Here is a 19,030-nt window from a genome sequence, read left to right on the forward strand (position 1 = left end):
TCCACAGGCCGTGGAAAACCCTCACTCACCCTCGACCACCCCTTGGCGCACTCCGAACCTCGCACCATCGAGTTCCTCGGGGATGTCCTCGCCGACCGCGGCGGTCACCAGCACCTGTTCGGCATCGCGCACCCGCTCGGCCAATCGACCGCGACGCTCGGTGTCGAGTTCGGCGAACACGTCGTCCAAGATCAGGACGGGATCATCACCGTCCGCTCTGAGCAGATCGAATGCCGAGAGCTTGAACGCCAGGGCATAGGACCAGGACTCCCCCTGACTGGCGTACCCCTTCGCGGGCAGATCACCGAGTCTGAGGTGGAGTTCGTCCCGATGGGGCCCTACGAGGCTGACCCCGCGTTGGAGTTCCCGCTCCCGGGCGTCCTCCATCGCCGTCCGCAGGAGGGTCACCAGCCGTGGACGATCGCGCGGGACCTCGATCCCTTCCTCGATCGCGGAACAGCGGTAGGTGGGAACGGCCGGGCCACCGGACTCGGTCAGCCCCGCGTAGTTTCGCGCCACCAGGGGGCGCAACTCCTCCACCAGTCCCAGCCGGGCGGCCAGGAGCTCGGCTCCGGTCTCGGCCAAATGGGAGTCCCACACCTCGAGGGTGCTCAGGTCCGGGGTGGCCCGTCGTCGCAGCTGTGACGACGCCGACTTCAACAGGGCGTTGCGCTGCTTGAGCACCCGCTCGTAGTCGGAACGCACACCCGCCATCCGCGGAGCCCGACTCACCAACAACTCGTCGAGGAATCGGCGACGCTCACCCGGATCGCCCTTGACCAATGCCAGGTCCTCAGGAGCGAAGAGCACGGTGCGCACGATGCCCAACACGTCTCGGGGACGCCCGGCGGCACCCCTGTTCACCCGGGCACGGTTGGCCTTACCCGGATTGATCTCCAGATCGACGAGCATGTCACGCCCGTCCCGCATGACCCTGGTGCTCACGATCGCCCGTGCCGCCCCCGACCTGACCAAGGGGGTGTCGGAGGAGACCCGGTGGCTGCCGAGGTTGGCGACGTACCCGATCGCCTCGACCAGGTTGGTCTTGCCCTGCCCATTGGCCCCGACGAACACACTCACGCCGGGTTCGAGTTCCAGTAGAGCCGACTCGTAGGAACGGAAGTCGACCAGTTGCAGGTGGGAGACGTACATCCGGCCTTCCTCCTGGAGCGGGGGAGCGGTGACGGTGGAAAAGGGAAAAGACCGAGGGCGGCACGGGTGAACCCGGCCGCCCCGGTTTGTCGTAAAGGTCAGTCCCGTTGCTCGGTGTCGGACTCGGCCGCCTTGGTGACGGCGTGTCCACCGAACTGCTTGCGCAGGGCGGCCACGACCTTCATCGCCTGACTGTCGTCTTGGCGGGAGGCGAACCGAGCGAAGAGCGAGGCCGTGATCGCCGGAGCCGGAACGGCCAGGTCCACGGCGGCCTGCACGGTCCACCGACCCTCGCCGGAGTCCTGGACATAGCCGCGCAGCTCCGAAAGGTCCGGGTCCTCCTCCAAAGCACGCCCGAGCAGGTCCAGCAGCCAGGAACGGACGACGGTGCCCTCACGCCAGCTCTCGAGGGTGCCCGGCACGTCCCTGACGATGCCGGAGGCGACCATCAGTTCGTAGCCCTCGGCGAAGGACTGCATCATGCCGTATTCGATGCCGTTGTGGACCATCTTCACGAAGTGTCCGGCACCGACCGCACCAGCGTGCACGAAGCCACCGCCGTCATCGGGGGTCAGGGAATCGAAGACCGGGCGCAGTCGCTCCACGTCCTTCTTCGTCCCCCCGACCATGATGCCGTAGCCGTTCTGACGCCCCCACACGCCGCCGCTGACGCCGGCGTCGACGTAACCGATGCCCTTGGCGGCCAGTGCGTCGGCGCGAGGCTTGTCGTCGACGTAGTGGGTGTTACCACCCTCGACGATGATGTCACCCTCGGCCAGGAGTTCGCCCAGCTTCTCGATGGTGACGTCGGTGGGAGCACCCGCGGGGACCATGACCCAGACCACTCGGGGCGCCTGGAGCCGTTCGACGAGAGCCTCCAGACTCTCGACGTCACGTTCACCGGGGAGGGCGTCGTAACCGACGACCTCATGCCCCTTCTCCCGCAGACGGGCGGCCATGTTGCCGCCCATCTTGCCGAGTCCGATCATTCCGAGTTGCATGCTTGGGATCCCCCTTGGACACCTGTGGACACGTGGAAGCCGACCGGCCCGGACCAATGGCGCGGGCCGAACGGCGAACACCGGTCTCCGAGTCTGCCGGATCCGTCAGCCGGACAGGCGCACCGGCATGATCAGGTACCGGTACTCGGGGGCGGCACTCTCCTCGGCGGGCTTGCCGGTGAGGATGGCCGGCTTGGTCGAGGTGGTGAAGTGCAGACGAGCCACGTCGGTGCCGATGGCACTGAGGCCATCGAGCAGGTAACCGGAGTTGAAGGCGATCTGGATGTCCTCGCCGTCCAGCTCGGCCGCAAGGGTCTCCACGGCCTGTGCGTCCTCGCCGGTACCGGCCTCCAAGACCAAGGATCCCTGCGAGAAGGCCAGTCGGAGCGGTGTGTTGCGCTCGGCGACCAAGGAAACGCGCTTGACCGCCTCAACGAACTCCGAGCGGCTGATCTCGGCCACCGTGTTGAAGGTGTCCGGCAACAGGGCTCGGTACTTGGGGAACTCACCGTCCAGCAGGCGTGTGGTGGTCCGTCGGCCGCCTCCCTCGAAGCCCATCATGCCCTCGCCGGTCTCGCTTCCGGACAGGGCGATGGAGACCTCGGCTCCCGAGGTGAGCGACTTGGCGGTGTCGTGCAGGGTCTTGGCCGGAACCAGCGCGACCGCGGAGAGCTCGGGGTTCTCCGGCTTCCAGGCCAATTCGCGAACGGCGAGGCGGTAGCGGTCGGTGGAGGCGAGCGTGATGGTCTCGCCCTCGATCTCGACCCTGATACCGGTGAGCATCGGGAGCGTGTCGTCACGACCGGCGGCGGTGGCCACCTGGCCGACCGCGGCGGCGAAGACGTCACTGCCGATGGTCCCGCTGACCCCGGGCATCTCCGGCAAGGACGGGTAGTCCTCGACCGGCATGGTGTTCAGGGTGAACTTGGCACTGCCGCAGGAGACCACGACCTTGGGGCCGTCCGTGGAGATTTCCACAGCCTGTGGAGGCAGGTTGCGGGTGATCTCGGCGAGGAGTCGACCGGAGACCAGGGTCTTGCCCACCTCCTCGATCTCCACGTCGACCGAGACCTGGGCGGAGACCTCGTAGTCGAATCCGGACAGGCGGACCCTCTGACGGCCGTCGACTTCGTCGACGTCGAGCAGGATGCCGGCCAGGACCGGCACCGAGGGGCGTGTCGGCAGTGTGCGCGCTGTCCAGGCGACAGCGTCGGCCAGTACGTCGCGTTCGACCCGGAACTTCACTTTCCGACTCACTTTCCGCAGGATCGGTGGACCGATCCCAACCTCAACGTTGCAGCTCGTGGGTGTCTCAGGGGGTTTCCGAGGGCTCCATCGACAGGCTGTGGACGAACCGGCGTCAAGCACCGGCACGGCTTCGGGGAGCCGCCTCGGTTCCCGAAGGGGTCACCGCTCAGGTCTGGGCGGCGGAGGACGGGGGCAAGAACCCAGGCTACCCGGATTCACTCGTTGTCGCTGCCGGCTCGGGAGGATGCCGCCGTCACGTCGACCACGAGGCGTTGTCCACAGATTTTTCGCGGAGCGGCTTTGAAGCCACGTTTGGGCTAATGAAGGTGCGTAGTAGTAGTAGGGCCTGTGGATAATGTGGATAACCCTTGTTTCCCCAGGTCAGAGTGGAGATTTTTATCCACAGGCCCTGTGGAGAACCCTGTGGGTAACTCGGGTTGCCTGTGGACGAAAATCGGGGTCCACAGGTTTTCCACACGCCATCCACAGGTTCATCCACAAGTTTTCCCCATGTTTTCCACAACAGCCCGTGGTTCGGTGATCCGATGATCGGATGCAGTGTCCACAGGGCTGGCCCGAGTTACCCACAGGCTGAGCAGGGTTATCCACAGCTTGTCCACAGGGTTATCCACAGATTTTGACCCCTGCCTGTGGATAACTTCGCCTGAAGGCGAGGAAAAATTTTTTTGGGGCCCTACCCCATAACTCTCGAACCTGGGCAAACAGTCTGTGCACAGAGTTTTCCACAGGCCCTTCAAAATTTGTGTGCAACGCTCGTTGTCAAGGTCTCCGCAGAGCTCCCCCGAGGCTGGGAACGATCAGGACGCTAGGGGCGAGAGGCCTTGGAGAACAGGGTGAACGGCGTTGATCGGGCACGGACGTTACCGTTCGGGTACGACACACTCCTATCGCCCGAGGGTTGGCAAACCCACACACAAACCTGTGGATAACTCGTCGCCGGTGCTTCTGAGGCTGTGGAAAACCGTTGACGGCGCGTCCTGTGGACGACCTGAGCCGGATCACCGCCACGCCCGCGGATGGGAACCGCGGGGGAGGGGGTTCCGTCGCCCCGTGGACAAGAGCAGAGCATCGGTGGTCCGCCCTCCACCGGACTGATGGATCTTCGATACCCATCAAGAGAGGAAGGGGCACCGCTCGGTGCCCCTTCCTCTTCCTCTTCCAACGCCCTGACCCCGTGCCGATCCGTCCACTCGGGTCAGGTCAGGGTGGGCTGGTCCTTGATCCGGCTGGTGAGTTCGTGCACCTGGTTGTAGATCGAGCGTCGTTCGGCCATCAACGCGCGCACCTTGCGGTCGGCGTGCATGACGGTGGTGTGGTCACGGCCGAATTGCTGCCCGATCTTGGGCAGCGACAACTCGGTCAGCTCCCGGCACAGGTACATGGCGATCTGCCGGGCCGTCACCAGCACGCGTGAGCGGGAGGTTCCACACAGGTCCTCCAGGCTCAGCCCGAAGTAGGCCGCGGTCTGAGACATGATCGTGCTCGCCGTGATCTCGGGGACCTCACTGTTGGGCACCAGGTCTCGCAACACCTGGCCGGTCAGGTCCAGATCGACCGACTGCCTGTTCAGACTGGCGAAGGCGGTCACCCTGATCAGGGCACCCTCCAATTCGCGGATGTTGGTCGAGATCTTGCTGGCGATGAACTCCAGCACCTCCGGTGGCGCGGCCAAGCCCTCCTGCGCGGCCTTCTTGCGCAGGATGGCGATACGTGTCTCCAACTCGGGGGGTTGGACGTCGGTCAGCAGACCCCACTCGAAGCGGCTGCGCATCCGGTCCTCCAGCGTGGTCAGCTGTTTGGGCGGCCGGTCGCTGGAGATGACGATCTGCTTGTCGGAGTTGTGCAGCGTGTTGAAGGTGTGGAAGAACTCCTCCTGTGTCTGCTCCTTGTTCTCCAAGAACTGGATGTCGTCCACCAGGAGTACGTCGATGTCTCGATAACGGCGACGGAATCCGTCCGCCTTGCCATCCCTGATGGAGTTGATGAACTCGTTCGTGAACTCCTCGGAGCTGACGTAACGCACCCGAGAGCCCTCGTAGAGCCGGTGGGTGTAGTGGCCGATGGCGTGCAGCAGGTGCGTCTTGCCCAGCCCTGAACCCCCGTGGATGAACAGTGGGTTGTACGCCTTGGCCGGAGCCTCCGCGGCCGCGACCGAGGCCGCGTGCGCGAACCGGTTGCTGGAACCGATGACGAAGGTGTCGAAGGTGTACTTGGGGTTCAGCCGAGCATGGTCGCCCGGAGGGATCTCCAAAGAACGGCCGGGCGGGGCCGTAGGGGAGGGAGGAGGGGTGGACTCGACCGGGTCGGAGTCCGGGGCGGCCGGGGCCTGGGCTGTGGAGTCCGTGTCTTGGAAGGAGCCGCCCTCGGGACGTTCCTCGACCGATTCCGGTGTACCCGTGGCGGGGAGCTCCGTGGCAGGCGTTTCCCACCGGTTGGGCTCGTCCCAGCCGGCCTCACCCCATCCTTGTTGTCGCCACAACTGTTCCTGGGACGGCCATCCCCTGGACGAGCCCCAGGAGGACGGGGTCTGGGCGGCCGGCTCTTCTCGGCCTTCGGGCGTGGACCGACCATCTCGATGGGGAGTCGCGGGCGCCGAATCGGCCGTTCGCTCCTGGGAGGTGTCCTGGCCGGGCCCGGCCCAGGCTTCGGGGGAGGGGTCGGATCGGTGCTCACCGTAGGGCTGGTCCGAGCCGAGCAGGTCGGCGGGCCCGATGCCGGGAATGGGAGGGTGCGCGCCCAGTGCCTCGGCCGGATGGGGGGAGGTGGGACGTGCGTGCTGACCGCGCGGTTCCTGGAACGAGGACCGCCCCGCGGGTCGGGTCTCCGGTCGAGGGGAGGGGGATGAAGGCTGCGGCGTGGACTGCTGCTCGGATCGCCCTGTCGGAGCCGATGGCCACGATTGTTCGGCGGGGTCCGAGGGCTGTTCACGTTCTGGGCCCGCCCGCCCGGGGGTGCCGTAGGGAGCCGGGGTCGGGGGAGGAGTGGGCACGGCGGTGGGGTCGACCGTCACCGCGACTCGGATCTCCCGTCCCAGGTGGGCGGAGAGGGCCTTGCTGATCGCCGGATAGAGACGACTCTCCAAGACCTTCTTGGTGAATTCGTTGGGTGCCGCGATCAACGCGGTGTCCTCGATCAGGCCCAACGGACGGGTCTGCGGCAGCCAGGCGCGCTGGTGCGCGGGGAGGGCGTCGTTGTCGATCCCGTCCAACACGCTCGACCAGACCATTGCGAGGTTGACCTGTGCGTCAGCCAAGGTGACCTGCCATGGTTGCTGTCCCTTCGGTGCGGATCGTTTCGGGTGGGTTTCGGGGGCGGTGAGGGGACGAGGGAGAGGGGTGTCGCGTGCTTTGCGTATGTGGGGCGGAGGCGGCTCGCGCCTTCCATTGTCCTCTCCCGGGGGAGGTGTCGGGGCAGGGTACGGGCGCGGAACCGGGTTCTTTCCCCATGGACACCCTGTGGACGACATGCCCGTCCGCGGGTGACGGAGGGTTCGACTACTGGCAGGTATCCACAACCCTTCGGGGTTGTCCACAGGTTATACACAGGTTTATCCACAGGATGGCAGCTGTCTGTGGCTTACTCAAAGTTATCCACAATCCCCAGCTCAGAGGGTGTGTGGTGTGCTCATCTTCGGCTTCTGGGGCGCGCGAGAGGGCGGCAAGTGCGAGTTATCCACAGGCTGAGGTTATCCACAGACCCCATCTTCCGTGGAAGACCCGCACGCGGTGGTGGCGTCGTCCACAGGTGGGTGGCGAGCCGTGGCCAGTGGTGTCCGCCACCGGGCCCGGCGGGCGCGGAGGTGGGTCGACATCGGCCGGAGATGGATCGACGGAGCCGATTTGACCCCGCCCTGACTAGGCCGTATCTTCTTTATGTTTATGCCGATGGTTCTTCCTGCGCTCGTGTGAGTCGTTCGCACGCGACGTCGCGGCCTCGGCACATGCACTGTAAGGCCCCGCATATCCTTGGGGTCTGTCGTAGTACTTTCCTGACACGCCCCTGGAGCCAGTAGTGAGCAAGCGTACGTTTCAGCCGAACAACCGGCGTCGCGCGAAGGTCCACGGCTTCCGGCTGCGCATGCGTACGCGCGCCGGTCGCGCCATCATCGCCTCGCGTCGTCGCAAGGGACGCTCCGCGCTGACCGTGAGCCACTAGGCCACGAGAAGCTCAAGTTCTTCACTGGGACCGTCCGGCCTTCTCGCCGGCCGGTCCCTTTGTCGTGTGGCATGCGAGCAGCCTGATCACGGGTCTGGCCCAGGCCACCACCGCTCCCGGAGGAACACCGATGTTGTCGCCGCGTAACCGGATGCGCCACAGTACCGAGTTCGGATCGGTCATGCGTTCGGGGCGGCGCGCCTCGCGTGACGCCTTGGGGGTCGTCTACCTCACTCCGAATCACCCCCCGGACACCGACGACGCGGAACCACCGCGCGTCGGTTTCGTCGTGAGCAAGGCCGTCGGGGGAGCGGTTGTGCGCAAACGCGTGCAACGCAGACTACGTCACCTGATGCGGGAAAGATTGGGTGTTCTGCCAAACGGTAGCCTGCTCGTAGTACGTGCCAAACCTCTCGCCGCCCAGTTGCGCCAGGAGGACCTGGCGGTACAACTCGACAGCGCGATCGCCGCGGCCCAACGTCCCCGGGGGGCCGCGCGAGGTCGGCGTGGTCGCGGCGGGCGAGGGTCCTCCGCGGACGGGCCGAGAAAAAGCGGGACAGACGGGAACCGCCGCCCCGACGAGGGCGCAGAACGGTGGGCGAACCGATGACCGAGCACAGACCGACGGTGTTCGCACGACTGCTGATTCTGCCGATCCGTGGATACCAGCGTTTCATCAGCCCGCTCTTTCCACCGGTCTGTCGCTTCTATCCCTCGTGCAGTGCGTACGCCGTCGAAGCGTTGCGTGTGCACGGGGCGCTGTACGGGTGGTGGCTCGCCGTCAGGCGTATCGCCCGTTGTCATCCCTTCAACCCGGGGGGACTCGATCCGGTCCCACCGCCCAAGGGACGACGGAACGAAGAGTCCGAGGAGTCTACGGGCGGAACCGGGCAGACCGGCACCGCTTCCGGGGACCAGTAGCTGAATCGAATCACCGAGGAGTTGGCCGGTGCTGGACTGGCTTTACAACATCATCGGCCACGTGTTGGTCTGGATCCACTCGGGTCTGACCTTCGTTGGCCTGAACCCCGACAGCGGGTGGGCCTGGGGCCTGTCCATCGTGCTGCTCACCTGTCTCATGCGTCTTTTGATGGTGCCGCTGTTCGTCAAGCAGATGAACACGCAGCGCAAGATGCAGGAAGTGCAGCCGAAGATCATGAAGCTTCGGGAGCGCTACAAGCACGACAAGGAGCGACTCCAACGGGAGTCGATGAAGCTTTACCAGGAGAGCGGCACCAACCCCATCATGGGCTGCCTCCCGTTGCTGCTTCAGATGCCGGTCTTCTTCGCCCTGTTCAGCGTGCTGCGCAGCGTGGCCGAGGGCAATGCTCGGTTCGGTTTCACCGAGGAGTTGGTCACCAGCGCGCGTGAGGCGCTGATCTTCGCCGCTCCCGTCGCCGCGCAGTTCAACACCCCTGCGGAGGACCTGCGGGAGCTGGGCGGTACCGACCCCATCATGGCCAAGATCGTCATCGCGATCGCTTGTGTGGTCATGGGTCTGACGACGTTCCTGACCATGCGTCAGAGCATCAAGCGGAGCATGGCGCAGCAGCCTGACAACCCGATGATGCAGACCCAGAAGATCATGATGTACATGGCGCCCCTTTTCGGGCTCTTCGGTCTCATGATGCCGATCGGTGTGCTGGTCTACTGGGTCACCTCCAACATCTGGACCATGGTGCAGCAGCACTTCCTCTACCGGAATCAACCGATGCCGGGTGAGACCGACTCCTCCGCTAAGGGCGCTCCTTCCAAGGGTCCGGCCAAGGGCATGTTGGGGCGTAAGAAGGAGAGCGAAACAGCTTCGGAACCGAAGGAACAGCCTAAGATCGAACGTAAGCAGCCGAAGAAGCAGCCGCGTTCCAAGCGCGCCGGTGGACCCAAGTAGGGTCTGCCTTGTTTCGTGTCGGCGGCGACGACTTTCGAGTGCGCAGGCGACAATGCCCCTGAGGCGTACGACGGCCAGGGCCGACGGATATGAGGAGACGGATCGCTGTGGGACGTAGCGAGGAAGAGAGCGGTGGAGTAGCGGTGGCTGAAGTGCCTGAGGCCGAAATCGACATCGAGGCCCTGGAGAACGAGGGTGACATCGCTGCGGACTACATCGAGGGTCTCCTCGATATCGCGGATTTCGATGGCGATATCGACATGGACGTCGAGGGCGACCGGGCCATGGTTTCCGTCGTGGGCGCTACCTTGGACGAGCTGATCGGTGAGGACGGGGAGGTTCTGGAATCCCTCCAAGAACTGACCCGCTTGGCGGTGCACCGAGTGACCGGTGAACGCAGTCGCCTGATGTTGGACATCGGCGGGTACCGGGAGGGTCGTCGCAAGGTGCTCTTCCGGACCGGGACCGAGGCCGCGGACAAGGTCAAGAAGACCGGTCGGTCTCAGTCGTTGGAGCCGATGACCCCGTTCGAACGCAAGGTCGTGCACGACGCGGTCGCCGCTGCGGGCCTGCACAGCGAGTCGGAGGGCGAGGAGCCCAATCGTTACGTGGTGGTGCACCCGGCCGAATAGTCAGGTGGAGATCGCCGGGGGTGGTGTTTCACGTGAAACACCACCCCTTTCGCATGTCCTCCTCTCGTCACCCGGCTCATGGTTCGTGCCCTTGGTGGTGCCTTTGGGAGAGACCGGTCCGGGGCTGGGAGAGGTAGAGGGGGTTTCACGTGAAACGTGGGGGTGCCCCCCACGTAGGATCGAGCCGAGACCCTCCCCATGAGTCGTCCCGCCATCGGCAGTGCGAAGACGACCCCGATCCGAGCGTCGCGCGGCTCGTCGGGGGGAGAGCCTAGTGCGCGCGGACTGCCGTGTTCCTCCGTGCGCTTCACGCGTCGTCGATCTGTGGGTAGGTCGACATGGTGACCCAACGGTTCATGGAAGTGACGATGGACGAGTTCCGACAGGTGGTGACCGATGACCTCGGGTGTTGAGGAGCCCGGCGCTACGCTCCCCGCTCCGCCCCCGCAAGCGGTCTCGATGTTCGGAGACACCCTGCCGGTGGCGATCCGCTACGCCGAACTGCTCGCCGACGACGGTGTGCGTCGAGGGCTGATCGGCCCACGTGAGGTGCACCGACTTTGGGAGCGGCACCTCATCAACTGCGCGGTGGTGGAGGAGTTGATCCCTGCGGGGGCGGAGGTGATGGACGTCGGTTCGGGGGCGGGGCTGCCCGGTTTGGTGCTCGGATTGTTGCGCCCTGACATCCATGTGACCCTTTTGGAACCACTGCTGCGGCGAACGGTCTTCCTCGAAGAAGCAGTGGAATCGCTCGGCCTGAGCAACGTGACGGTGCGGCGAGCGAGGGCGGAAGAGGTCCACGGCGAACTCTACGCCGATTTCGTCACGGCCCGAGCGGTGGCTCCGCTGACCCGACTGGCCGGTTGGTCCCTGCCGCTACTGCGCAAGGGTGGCAGTCTGCTGGCCCTCAAGGGGGAGCAGGCGGAGGCCGAACTCGCGGAGGCGGAAAAAGACGTTTCGAAAATGCGGCCTAGCGTGTGCGATGTGATCAGGGTGGGGCGGGGTAAAGTCGATCCCGCTACCACGGTCGTTCGCGTCACGGTGACATCCGACGGTGGTCCGCCCTCGCACGGAGGTTCGCAGAAGAAGAGGCGAGGCGGCAAGAATAAGCGCGGACGGAAGAGGTGAACTCATTCGTGCCCCAGAACCGAGCCGACAACGACGGTGTTTCACGTGAAACACCGGCGGGTGCCTATGGAGACCTGCTCGATGTTTCACGTGAAACAGAAGCGGATTCAGTGGCGAGCCAAGCCTCTGTTTCACGTGAAACATGGGGAGCGGCCCACGCGGTCGCACCTGAAACACCGCTGGCGCAGATGGCGCACGCGGCTATGGCCGATAGGGGGCAGGACACTCCTTGGCCCCGCCCCAAGTCCTGCCGGATCATCAGTGTCGCCAACCAAAAGGGTGGCGTCGGTAAGACCACCACGACGGTGAACATCGCGGCGGCCCTCGCGATGCACGGGCAGCGTGTTCTGGTGGTGGACCTGGACCCGCAGGGGAACGCCTCCACCGCGCTCGGCATGGAGCGTGACAACCAGACTCGTTCCATCTATCACTGCCTGGTGGAAGACGAGGAGATTCGGAAGCTGGCCCAGCCGGTCCCGGACATCCCCAACCTCTGGTGTGCTCCGGCCACCATCGACTTGGCCGGTGCCGAGATCGAATTGGTCTCCCTGGTCGCCAGGGAAGCCCGCCTCAAACGAGCCTTCGCCGCCTACGACACTTCCGACCTCGATTACATCCTCATCGATTGCCCCCCTTCGCTCGGCCTATTGACGGTCAACGCGATGGTGGCCTGCGACGAGGTCATGATCCCGATCCAGTGCGAGTACTACGCGTTGGAGGGGCTGGGTCAGTTGTTGCGCAACGTGGAATTGGTCAAGTCCCACCTGAACACGGGGCTATCGATCAGTACGATCCTGCTGACGATGTACGACGGTCGGACCCGCCTGTCCCAGCAGGTGGCCGACGAGGTGCGTTCACACTTTGGGGACCTGGTCCTGCGGACCCTGGTTCCGCGGAGCGTTCGTGTCTCCGAAGCCCCGAGTTACGCGCAGTCGGTCATGACCTACGATCCTTCTTCCACCGGGGCGATGGCCTACTTGGAAGCGGCACGCGAGATCGCCCATCGGGCCTGAAGCGTGTACTCCTGTTTCACGTGAAACACCTCGCCCGCGTTTCGGGCGGATCGGCAGCAAAGAATGTGAAGGGAATTGCCGGTGAGTCAGCAGCGGCGCGGTCTGGGCAAGGGACTCGGGGCGCTCATCCCGCAGGGGCCGGCGGTGGCCTCCGCGCCGGCGGAGAGCGTCCGGGAGACGAAGAATCCACCGGCCCTCGCACCCGAACCCCCGAAGGTTTCGAGTGAGGGGCCCAAAGAGATGCCGGACGGGACCTACATGGAGGAGATCGCCCTCTCCTCGATCGAGCCCAACCCTCGTCAACCTCGGACGCACTTCGATGAGGAGGCCTTGGACGAGTTGCGGGATTCGATCGTCGAGGTCGGCCTGCTGCAGCCCGTCGTGGTCCGTAAACTCGAAGGTGGTGAGGAACCGCGCTACGAGTTGATCATGGGGGAGCGGCGCTTCCGGGCGAGTAAGCTCGCCCAGCTCGACCGCATCCCCGCGATCGTTCGTAAGACCGAGGACGACGAACTGCTCCGGGAAGCGCTCCTGGAGAACCTGCATCGGCAACAGCTCAACCCCTTGGAGGAGGCCGCAGCGTACCAGCAGATGCTGGACGACTTCGGTACCACCCAGGGGGAACTGGCCCAGCAGGTCGGCAAGTCGCGTTCGCACATCGCCAACACGTTGCGCCTGCTCAACCTTCCCGGGAAGGTGCAGACCAGGGTGGCGGCTGGTGTGCTCAGCGCGGGACACGCCCGGGCGCTCCTGTCGATCGATGACCCCGAGGCCCAGGAACGCCTGGCCAAGCGGGTCAACGACGAAGGGCTCTCCGTGCGATCCCTGGAGGAGATCGTCGCCCTGCGGGAGATCCCAGAGGAAGAGAAACCTCGACGTTCCTCCGCCGGCAAGATCAGCAACCCACCCCAGATCGAGGAATGGGCCACCCGCTTCGGTGATCGGCTCGACACCACCGTGAAGGTGGACATGGGTCGAAAGAAGGGCAAGATCGTCGTGGAGTTCGCCACGATGGAAGACCTGGAACGGATCATCAAGCAGATCGAACAGTGAGAACACCACTGCGGCTGGTGGATGTGGCGAGGGCTGTGTTTCACGTGAAACACAGCCCTCATCCTTGTTCGACCCGCCCGATCGTGCGTTCAACGCAGGTGTGCGGTTCCTCCAACGTGTCCGCGAGACCCCCTGATGCCCAGGGAGGGATCGGCGGCCGTCATCCCGAATCTCTTTGCTCGGGAATGGCGCGAGGCCCCCAGGGTCTACCTGAGGGCCTCGCGGCCGGGTCGGTGACTACAGGAACTCGGCCAGTTCCTTTTCCAGGACTCGCTTCGGCTTGGCACCGATGAGCTGCTTGACGACCTCGCCGTCCTTGTAGACGTTCATGGTCGGAAGCGACATGACGTTGTAGGCGCGAGGGGTCTCGGGGTTCTGGTCGGTGTTGATCTTGACGACCTCGATCTTGTCGCCGTACTCCTCGGCCAGCTTGTCCAGGACCGGAGCCATCTGCTTGCAAGGGCCGCACCAGTCGGCCCAGAAGTCCACCAGCACGGGTTTGTCGCTGGAGAGGACCTCCTCCTTGAAAGTGGAGTCGGTGACGTTCTTGACGGTCGACACTGCTCGGTTCTCCTTGATATCGATGGAAGGGGATGGGAAGACGAGGGGTCAGTTGCCCTGCTCGGCGAGGTAACGCTCGGCGTCCAAGGCGGCGGAACAGCCGGTGCCCGCGGCGGTGATCGCCTGTCGGTACTGGTGATCGACCACGTCACCCGCGGCGAAGACCCCGTCGAGGTTGGTCCGGGTGGATGGGAAGTCCACCTTGACGTAACCCTCCTCATCGAGTTCGATCTGCTGGTCGAAGAGCTCCACGCGGGGGTCGTGCCCGATCGCGACGAACAGACCCGTCACGTCGAGGGTGCTCGTCTCGGCGGTCTTGTTGTTCAGGATCTTGAGGCCGCTGACACGTTCCTCGCCCAACACCTCCAAGACCTGGGTGTTCCACAGGAACGAGATCTTGTCGTTGGCGAAGGCGCGCTCGGCCATGATCCGGCTGGCCCGAAGCTCGTCGCGGCGGTGGATGACCGTCACGGACTTGGCGAAGCGGGTGAGGAAGAGGGCTTCCTCCATCGCGGTGTCGCCACCGCCGACCACGGCGATGTCCTGGTCCCGGAAGAAGAACCCGTCACAGGTGGCGCACCAGGAGGTTCCCCGACCGGAGAGTTCCTTCTCACCGGGCACTCCCAGCTCGCGGTAGCCAGAACCGGTGGCCAAGATGACGGTGTGCGCGAGGAAGGTCTCGCCGCCGGCCGTGACCTCCTTGACCGGCTTGGTCAGTTCCACCGCGGTGACGTCCTCGGGGACCAGCTCGGCGCCGAAGCGCTCGGCCTGCTTGCGCATGTTGTCCATGAGGTCGGGGCCCATGACCCCATCCGGGAAACCGGGGAAGTTCTCCACGTCGGTGGTGTTCATCAGAGCACCACCGGCGGTGATGGACCCTTCGAAGATCAGCGGCTTCAGTTCCGCGCGGGCGGCGTAGACAGCGGCGGTGTACCCCGCCGGTCCGGAACCGATGATGATGACATTGCGGACGTCACTCACGCTCGTAGGCCCTTCACACAGTCGCTGTCCTGGCCACGGTGGCGTGACCGGAGGGAAGTTGGTTAGCACAACCGATGGTAGGTGCACGGCATTCCCTCCGGGGCGTTCCCCCAGATGGAGCAGGTGGGACGGGGGTCTCACCCGGCCTTTCCCCGGTCCTGCGTGAGCCGACGGACGGCCAAGGCCAGAGCGCCGGCGACGGCTCCCCAGAGCGCGTTCGTCACCAGGACCGCCACCATCGCGAGCGGGTCGGTGATCGGACCCTGGGTCTCTCCCAAAAGGAGAGGGGACAGCGCCGCGCTCACCACGATAGCGAGGATCCCGTAGGTCAGACCCGCGCAGACGAGGGTGAGGAACGGGCGGGGTGCCCGTGAAACGAGCACAGCCAGGATCCAGACCACGGTGATCAGCAGAGTCGCTCCCAGCTGTGCCCAGGGCGCACCGATCATGTCCGTGATTCCGGTGGCGTTCATCAGGGGACGTAGCAGGGCGAGCGTGCCCAGCGCGAGGGCCAGAGGCCACGAGACGCTCCGTGGGCCGGCGGTGGTCGGAGTCGAGGGCCCTCCCGGGTGACCGTGGGTGCGGTCGCGTGGAGTGCCTGGATCATGGTTCATGATCTCCCCTCGTGATTTCGGCGCGGTGCTCGCTTTACCGCAATGGCGGTGTCGACCCTTCGAACCATAGGGGCGTGCGGTCTCCGCGGGCATCCGTCGTCGGTCTCCTCCCGGTACGTCGAAACGCGTACCGACGCGCGTCCGTGGTCTCAGGGCTCCTGGGCTCCGCCTCCGTAGACTCGGCCCATGTCGGAGCACCCCACACGTCAGGCCATCGTCGTCGACGCGTTGTTCGGATTCGCCGTCTTCGCGGTGGTGGCGATCGCGGTCGGCGCGGACGTCGGAGACCAGGGGAATCAGGCGTTGGGATACGGGATGGCTCTCCTGCTCGGCGGCCTCATGCTGCTGCGTCGGTACCGGCCCGTCCTCGTCCTCGTGACCACCTCGGTTCTGGTCATCGCCCACCATGCCGTCGATCTGCCCACCATCGGTCTCGCGGTCCCTCTGGCCGGGGCCCTGTACTCGGCCGCAGAGGCCGGTCGGGCCCGATGGGCGCTCGGGAGCGCGGTGGTGCTCATCGCCATCTCCACCCTGGCCCGACTCTCCCAGGGGCAGGACCCCGCTTACCTTCTCGGGTTCGAGCTGGCCTCCACGGTCGCGGTCATGGGTGCGGCGATCGCTCTGGGGGATGGCACGAGACAACGTCGTGAAGGCTTTCGGCAACGAGAACGGATCGCGGTATTGGCCACCCAGGCTCGAGACGCGGAGGCCGCCGAGCGGATGGCTCGGGAACGGACCCGGATCGCCAGGGATCTGCATGACGCGGTGGGGCACCACCTTTCGGTGGTCTCCCTGCACGCGGCGGTCGCCACCGAGGCATTGGAGGAGGACGGCCCGGATCTGACGGTGGTGCGGGCGGAACTGGCCCACGTGACCCAGGCGTCCAGAGAGGGGTTGCGTGATCTGCGCGCCACGGTAAGGGCACTGCGTGAACCGGGGAACGGAGTCGAACGGGTCGCGGGTCTGACCCACCTGGACGACCTGGTGGATTCGGTGCGAGCCGCCGGACTCGACGTGGAGGTGACCGGTGTGGTGGGGGAGGAGCTCACCGGCCTGGTCGACGCGATCGCCTACCGGGTGGTCCAGGAGGCACTCACCAATACGCTTCGGCACGCATACGCCCGCCATGCCGAGGTGTCGCTGAGGCGATCGGGGGAGGAACTCGTCGTCACGGTCACCGACGACGGACGGAACGAGGATGCTCCATTGCCAGAGGGTAGCGGTCTGACGGGTATGCGGGAGAGGGTACGGATGGTACAGGGAACCTTGGAGGCCGGCCCGATCCCCGGCGGAGGATTCCGGGTACGGGCCCGGTTGCCGCTCGGAGGTGGAGTGTGATCCGAGTGATGTTGGCCGACGACCAGACGTTGGTCCGCGCCGGAGTGCGCTCGTTGTTGGAGCGTGACGGTGACATCGAGGTGGTATCGGAGGTCTCCGACGGGCGTGAGGCTTTGGTGGGACTCGACCGCTTCCGCCCGGACGTGGTGCTGCTGGACCTGCAGATGCCCGTGATGGACGGGCTCGGGGTGCTGCGGGAGTTGGAACGTCTACGTGTCGACACACCGGATCGCCGTCATGTCGACACCCGGGTGATCGTGCTCACCACCTTCGGGGAGGACGAAAACGTCTTCGGCGCTCTTCGCCTGGGCGCGGCGGGGTTCCTGCTCAAGGACGCGGACCCCCGGGAATTGCGTGAGGCGGTCCGGACGGTGGCGGCGGGTGACGCCCTATTGTCGCCGGGGGTCACCCGCAGGGTCATCGAACGTCTGGCGCGGGTGGAACCACCCCCGGAAGCGGGGGAACGTCTGGCCGGGATCACCGAGCGCGAGCGTGAGGTCCTGGCTCTGGTCGGTCGGGGGAGATCCAATCACGAGATCGGTGCCGAACTGCACCTGAGCCCGTCCACCGCCCGCACCCACGTGGGCAGGTTGCTGAACAAGCTCAGGGTCCGGGACCGGGTGGGCCTCGTCGTGGTCGCCTACGAGAGCGGCCTGGTCCGCCCCGGGGACAGTGCTTCGGCGACATCACGGGCCCGGACCGCTCCAGGGGAGTAGGACCGGAGCCCATGGGCCACGAAGAACGTGGTCTAGAGGCTCTCCTTGGCGAGGACACTGGCGGTAACGTCACCACCGCGGGCACAGATCGGATCAAGGACCATCACGTCGGCGCCCGCATCATGCCGGGTGAACAGGACCCAGACACGTTCGGGACCCTCGGGGCCCTCCCAAAGGGCGTCGTCGACCAGGGTGACCCGAACACCCGTGGCCGCCTCCAAGCGGGTGACGCACTCCTGTGCACCATGGGGAGGTTCGGCGTCCTCTTGGGACTGGACACCCATGTCCCCCTCGCCCTCGGCGGCGTTCAGGGTCTTGGTGGCCTGTTCGGTGAGCGTGTCCTCGGTGTAGAGGGTGCCGCTTTCGAAACCCTCGGCGGCGTAGGACTGGGCGGTGTCCGGGAGGTTCTCCTCCGAGGACTCCTCCGACAGGGGAGCAGCGGCGCCCGTCTCGGACTGCCGGTCGGTCATCAGGCCGCCGATCACGGCCGTCCCTCCGCCGATCACGAACACCGCGACGGCGGCGACCATCATGAACCTGGTCAGGCCGAAACCACGCCGTTTGGCGGAGATGGGCGTGACGGAAGCGGAAGGAGCGGACTCCGATGGGACTCCGGGCCGGGATTTGCGCATCGGACCGTCGTCAGCGGAGCGTTCGGCCGAGGCTTCGGCGATCCGCCCGTCGAGAAGGTCGGCCACGTCCTGTGGTAGCGCGGGTGCCGGTACCTCGGCGAGCACACGTGTGACCCCGTTGAGCTCGCCGAGGGTGACCGCGCAGGGCACGCAGGTATCGATGTGGTCGGCGATCGAGCGTTCCTCGCCTGGCTCCAAAAGGCCCTCGGCGAAGAAGGCGAGTGCCTCCGCGTCCGGATGAGACGTCACGATGGGTTGGCACCTCCTCTCCCAGATGTGACGTCCGGGGGAGGCTGAGGGTTCCTGAGATGAGCCAAGGAGGGAAGAAGTTTGGCGCGACCTCGAGCACACCTGCTCTTGACCGTGCCCGAGGCCACTTCGAGGATCTCGGCGGCCTCGTCCACCCGGTAGCCGAGCATGTCCACGAGTGTCAGGGCCATACGCTGGTCCAACGGGAGCAGTTCGAGGGCGGCGTGCACGTCCAGGCGGGACTCGGTCTGGGAGGCGTGGTCGGGGGCTCCACCGATCCGACCGAGCCGTTCGTTGGAGATGACGTCGAGGGTCTCATCCTCGGTGGGGGTCGCCGGGCGCACCTTCCTGCGACGGAGTCGGTCATGGCAGGCGTTCACCACGATCCGGTGCAACCAGGTGGTGACCTGTGAGTCGCCACGGAAGCGATCGGCGGCGCGGAAGGCGGACAGGAAGGCGTCCTGGAGTGCGTCCGAGGCCTCTTCGGGATCGTTCATCATGCGAATGGCGACAGCCCACAGGCGCTCACGGTGTCGGCGAACCAGTACCGCGAACGCCTGTTCGTCACCCTGAGTGTGCCTCGACAACAGCTCCTTGTCAGGAAGCTCTTGGGCCGCGTCCATCAGCGCTGATCACATACTCCACAAC

Annotated in this window: 19 protein-coding genes; 10 read left to right on the forward strand and 9 right to left on the reverse strand. The window is 65.6% G+C overall.

Translation table 11 applies throughout. The features are described 5' to 3' along the window. Positions 1-21: 21 nt before the first annotated feature. From recF to dnaA, 4 genes are all read right to left on the reverse strand, one after another. Positions 22-1,152 carry a DNA replication/repair protein RecF gene (gene recF, locus D472_RS0108300; RefSeq protein ID WP_017604023.1) on the reverse strand — a complete coding sequence of 377 codons (1,131 nt, stop codon included), beginning with the start codon at positions 1,150-1,152 and terminating at the stop codon, positions 22-24. A 98-nt stretch (positions 1,153-1,250) separates the two neighbouring features. Beyond that, entirely contained in the window at positions 1,251-2,210 is a 960-nt protein-coding gene (gene gnd, locus D472_RS0108305) for a phosphogluconate dehydrogenase (NAD(+)-dependent, decarboxylating) (RefSeq protein WP_275040594.1), read from the reverse strand. A gap of 48 nt (positions 2,211-2,258) precedes the next feature. Continuing rightward, positions 2,259-3,398 (reverse strand): DNA polymerase III subunit beta, encoded by a 1,140-nt coding sequence (gene dnaN, locus D472_RS0108310; RefSeq protein WP_017604025.1) that lies wholly within the window; start codon positions 3,396-3,398, stop codon positions 2,259-2,261. A 1,219-nt stretch (positions 3,399-4,617) separates the two neighbouring features. After that, a complete protein-coding gene (gene dnaA, locus D472_RS0108315) occupies positions 4,618-6,648 on the reverse strand; it encodes a chromosomal replication initiator protein DnaA (protein WP_017604026.1) in 2,031 nt (676 codons plus the stop codon). A 785-nt stretch (positions 6,649-7,433) separates the two neighbouring features. Between dnaA and rpmH the strand changes: the two genes are divergently transcribed. The 8 genes from rpmH (at position 7,434) to D472_RS0108350 (ending at position 13,291) form a co-directional block, all read left to right on the forward strand. Next, positions 7,434-7,577, forward strand: coding sequence for a 50S ribosomal protein L34 (rpmH, locus tag D472_RS25055; protein ID WP_033303406.1), 144 nt, complete (start codon positions 7,434-7,436; stop codon positions 7,575-7,577). 130 nt (positions 7,578-7,707) lie between these two features. Further along, the gene (gene rnpA, locus D472_RS0108320; RefSeq protein WP_017604027.1) at positions 7,708-8,187 is read left to right on the forward strand and encodes a ribonuclease P protein component; all 480 of its coding nucleotides are present in this window, start codon (positions 7,708-7,710) and stop codon (positions 8,185-8,187) included. Further along, on the forward strand, positions 8,184-8,498 hold the full coding sequence (yidD, locus tag D472_RS0108325; protein ID WP_026117503.1) for a membrane protein insertion efficiency factor YidD: 315 nt from the start codon (positions 8,184-8,186) through the stop codon (positions 8,496-8,498). Before rnpA ends, yidD begins: the two co-directional genes overlap by 4 nt. Before the next feature lie 28 nt (positions 8,499-8,526). Further along, entirely contained in the window at positions 8,527-9,465 is a 939-nt protein-coding gene (gene yidC / locus D472_RS0108330; RefSeq protein WP_017604029.1) for a membrane protein insertase YidC, read from the forward strand. A gap of 143 nt (positions 9,466-9,608) precedes the next feature. After that, the gene (locus D472_RS0108335; protein ID WP_026117504.1) at positions 9,609-10,097 is read left to right on the forward strand and encodes a Jag family protein; all 489 of its coding nucleotides are present in this window, start codon (positions 9,609-9,611) and stop codon (positions 10,095-10,097) included. 396 nt (positions 10,098-10,493) lie between these two features. Then, complete coding sequence (rsmG, locus tag D472_RS0108340) at positions 10,494-11,225, forward strand: 16S rRNA (guanine(527)-N(7))-methyltransferase RsmG (RefSeq protein ID WP_026117505.1); 732 nt, start codon at positions 10,494-10,496, stop codon at positions 11,223-11,225. A gap of 203 nt (positions 11,226-11,428) precedes the next feature. Beyond that, positions 11,429-12,238: a ParA family protein gene (locus D472_RS0108345; RefSeq protein WP_017604032.1), complete on the forward strand. Its 810-nt coding sequence runs from the start codon at positions 11,429-11,431 to the stop codon at positions 12,236-12,238. 81 nt (positions 12,239-12,319) lie between these two features. After that, positions 12,320-13,291 carry a ParB/RepB/Spo0J family partition protein gene (locus D472_RS0108350; protein WP_017604033.1) on the forward strand — a complete coding sequence of 324 codons (972 nt, stop codon included), beginning with the start codon at positions 12,320-12,322 and terminating at the stop codon, positions 13,289-13,291. Positions 13,292-13,528: 237 nt separating this feature from the next. Here the strand turns inward: D472_RS0108350 and trxA are convergent, their stop codons facing one another. The 3 genes from trxA to D472_RS25060 all read right to left on the reverse strand — a co-directional run bounded on the left by trxA (position 13,529) and on the right by D472_RS25060 (position 15,447). Further along, positions 13,529-13,852, reverse strand: coding sequence for a thioredoxin (gene trxA, locus D472_RS0108355; RefSeq protein ID WP_017604034.1), 324 nt, complete (start codon positions 13,850-13,852; stop codon positions 13,529-13,531). A 48-nt stretch (positions 13,853-13,900) separates the two neighbouring features. Beyond that, a complete protein-coding gene (gene trxB, locus D472_RS0108360) occupies positions 13,901-14,833 on the reverse strand; it encodes a thioredoxin-disulfide reductase (RefSeq protein WP_017604035.1) in 933 nt (310 codons plus the stop codon). A 137-nt stretch (positions 14,834-14,970) separates the two neighbouring features. After that, positions 14,971-15,447 (reverse strand): hypothetical protein, encoded by a 477-nt coding sequence (locus tag D472_RS25060; protein ID WP_017604036.1) that lies wholly within the window; start codon positions 15,445-15,447, stop codon positions 14,971-14,973. Positions 15,448-15,633: 186 nt separating this feature from the next. Between D472_RS25060 and D472_RS0108370 the strand changes: the two genes are divergently transcribed. Together D472_RS0108370 and D472_RS0108375 are read left to right on the forward strand one after the other, a co-directional pair. Beyond that, complete coding sequence (locus D472_RS0108370; protein WP_017604037.1) at positions 15,634-16,785, forward strand: sensor histidine kinase; 1,152 nt, start codon at positions 15,634-15,636, stop codon at positions 16,783-16,785. Further along, entirely contained in the window at positions 16,782-17,501 is a 720-nt protein-coding gene (locus D472_RS0108375) for a response regulator (protein ID WP_017604038.1), read from the forward strand. The genes D472_RS0108370 and D472_RS0108375 overlap by 4 nt, the downstream gene beginning before the upstream one ends. A 32-nt stretch (positions 17,502-17,533) precedes the next feature. Here the strand turns inward: D472_RS0108375 and D472_RS0108380 are convergent, their stop codons facing one another. Together D472_RS0108380 and sigM are read right to left on the reverse strand one after the other, a co-directional pair. Then, entirely contained in the window at positions 17,534-18,382 is an 849-nt protein-coding gene (locus D472_RS0108380; RefSeq protein ID WP_017604039.1) for a hypothetical protein, read from the reverse strand. Beyond that, positions 18,379-19,005, reverse strand: a complete 627-nt coding sequence (sigM, locus tag D472_RS0108385) for an RNA polymerase sigma factor SigM (protein WP_017604040.1) — start codon at positions 19,003-19,005, stop codon at positions 18,379-18,381. The genes D472_RS0108380 and sigM overlap by 4 nt, the downstream gene beginning before the upstream one ends. Between the last annotated feature and the right edge of the window lie 25 nt (positions 19,006-19,030).

The organism is Nocardiopsis alkaliphila YIM 80379, assembly GCF_000341005.1.
GTDB classification, from domain to species: domain Bacteria; phylum Actinomycetota; class Actinomycetes; order Streptosporangiales; family Streptosporangiaceae; genus Nocardiopsis; species Nocardiopsis alkaliphila.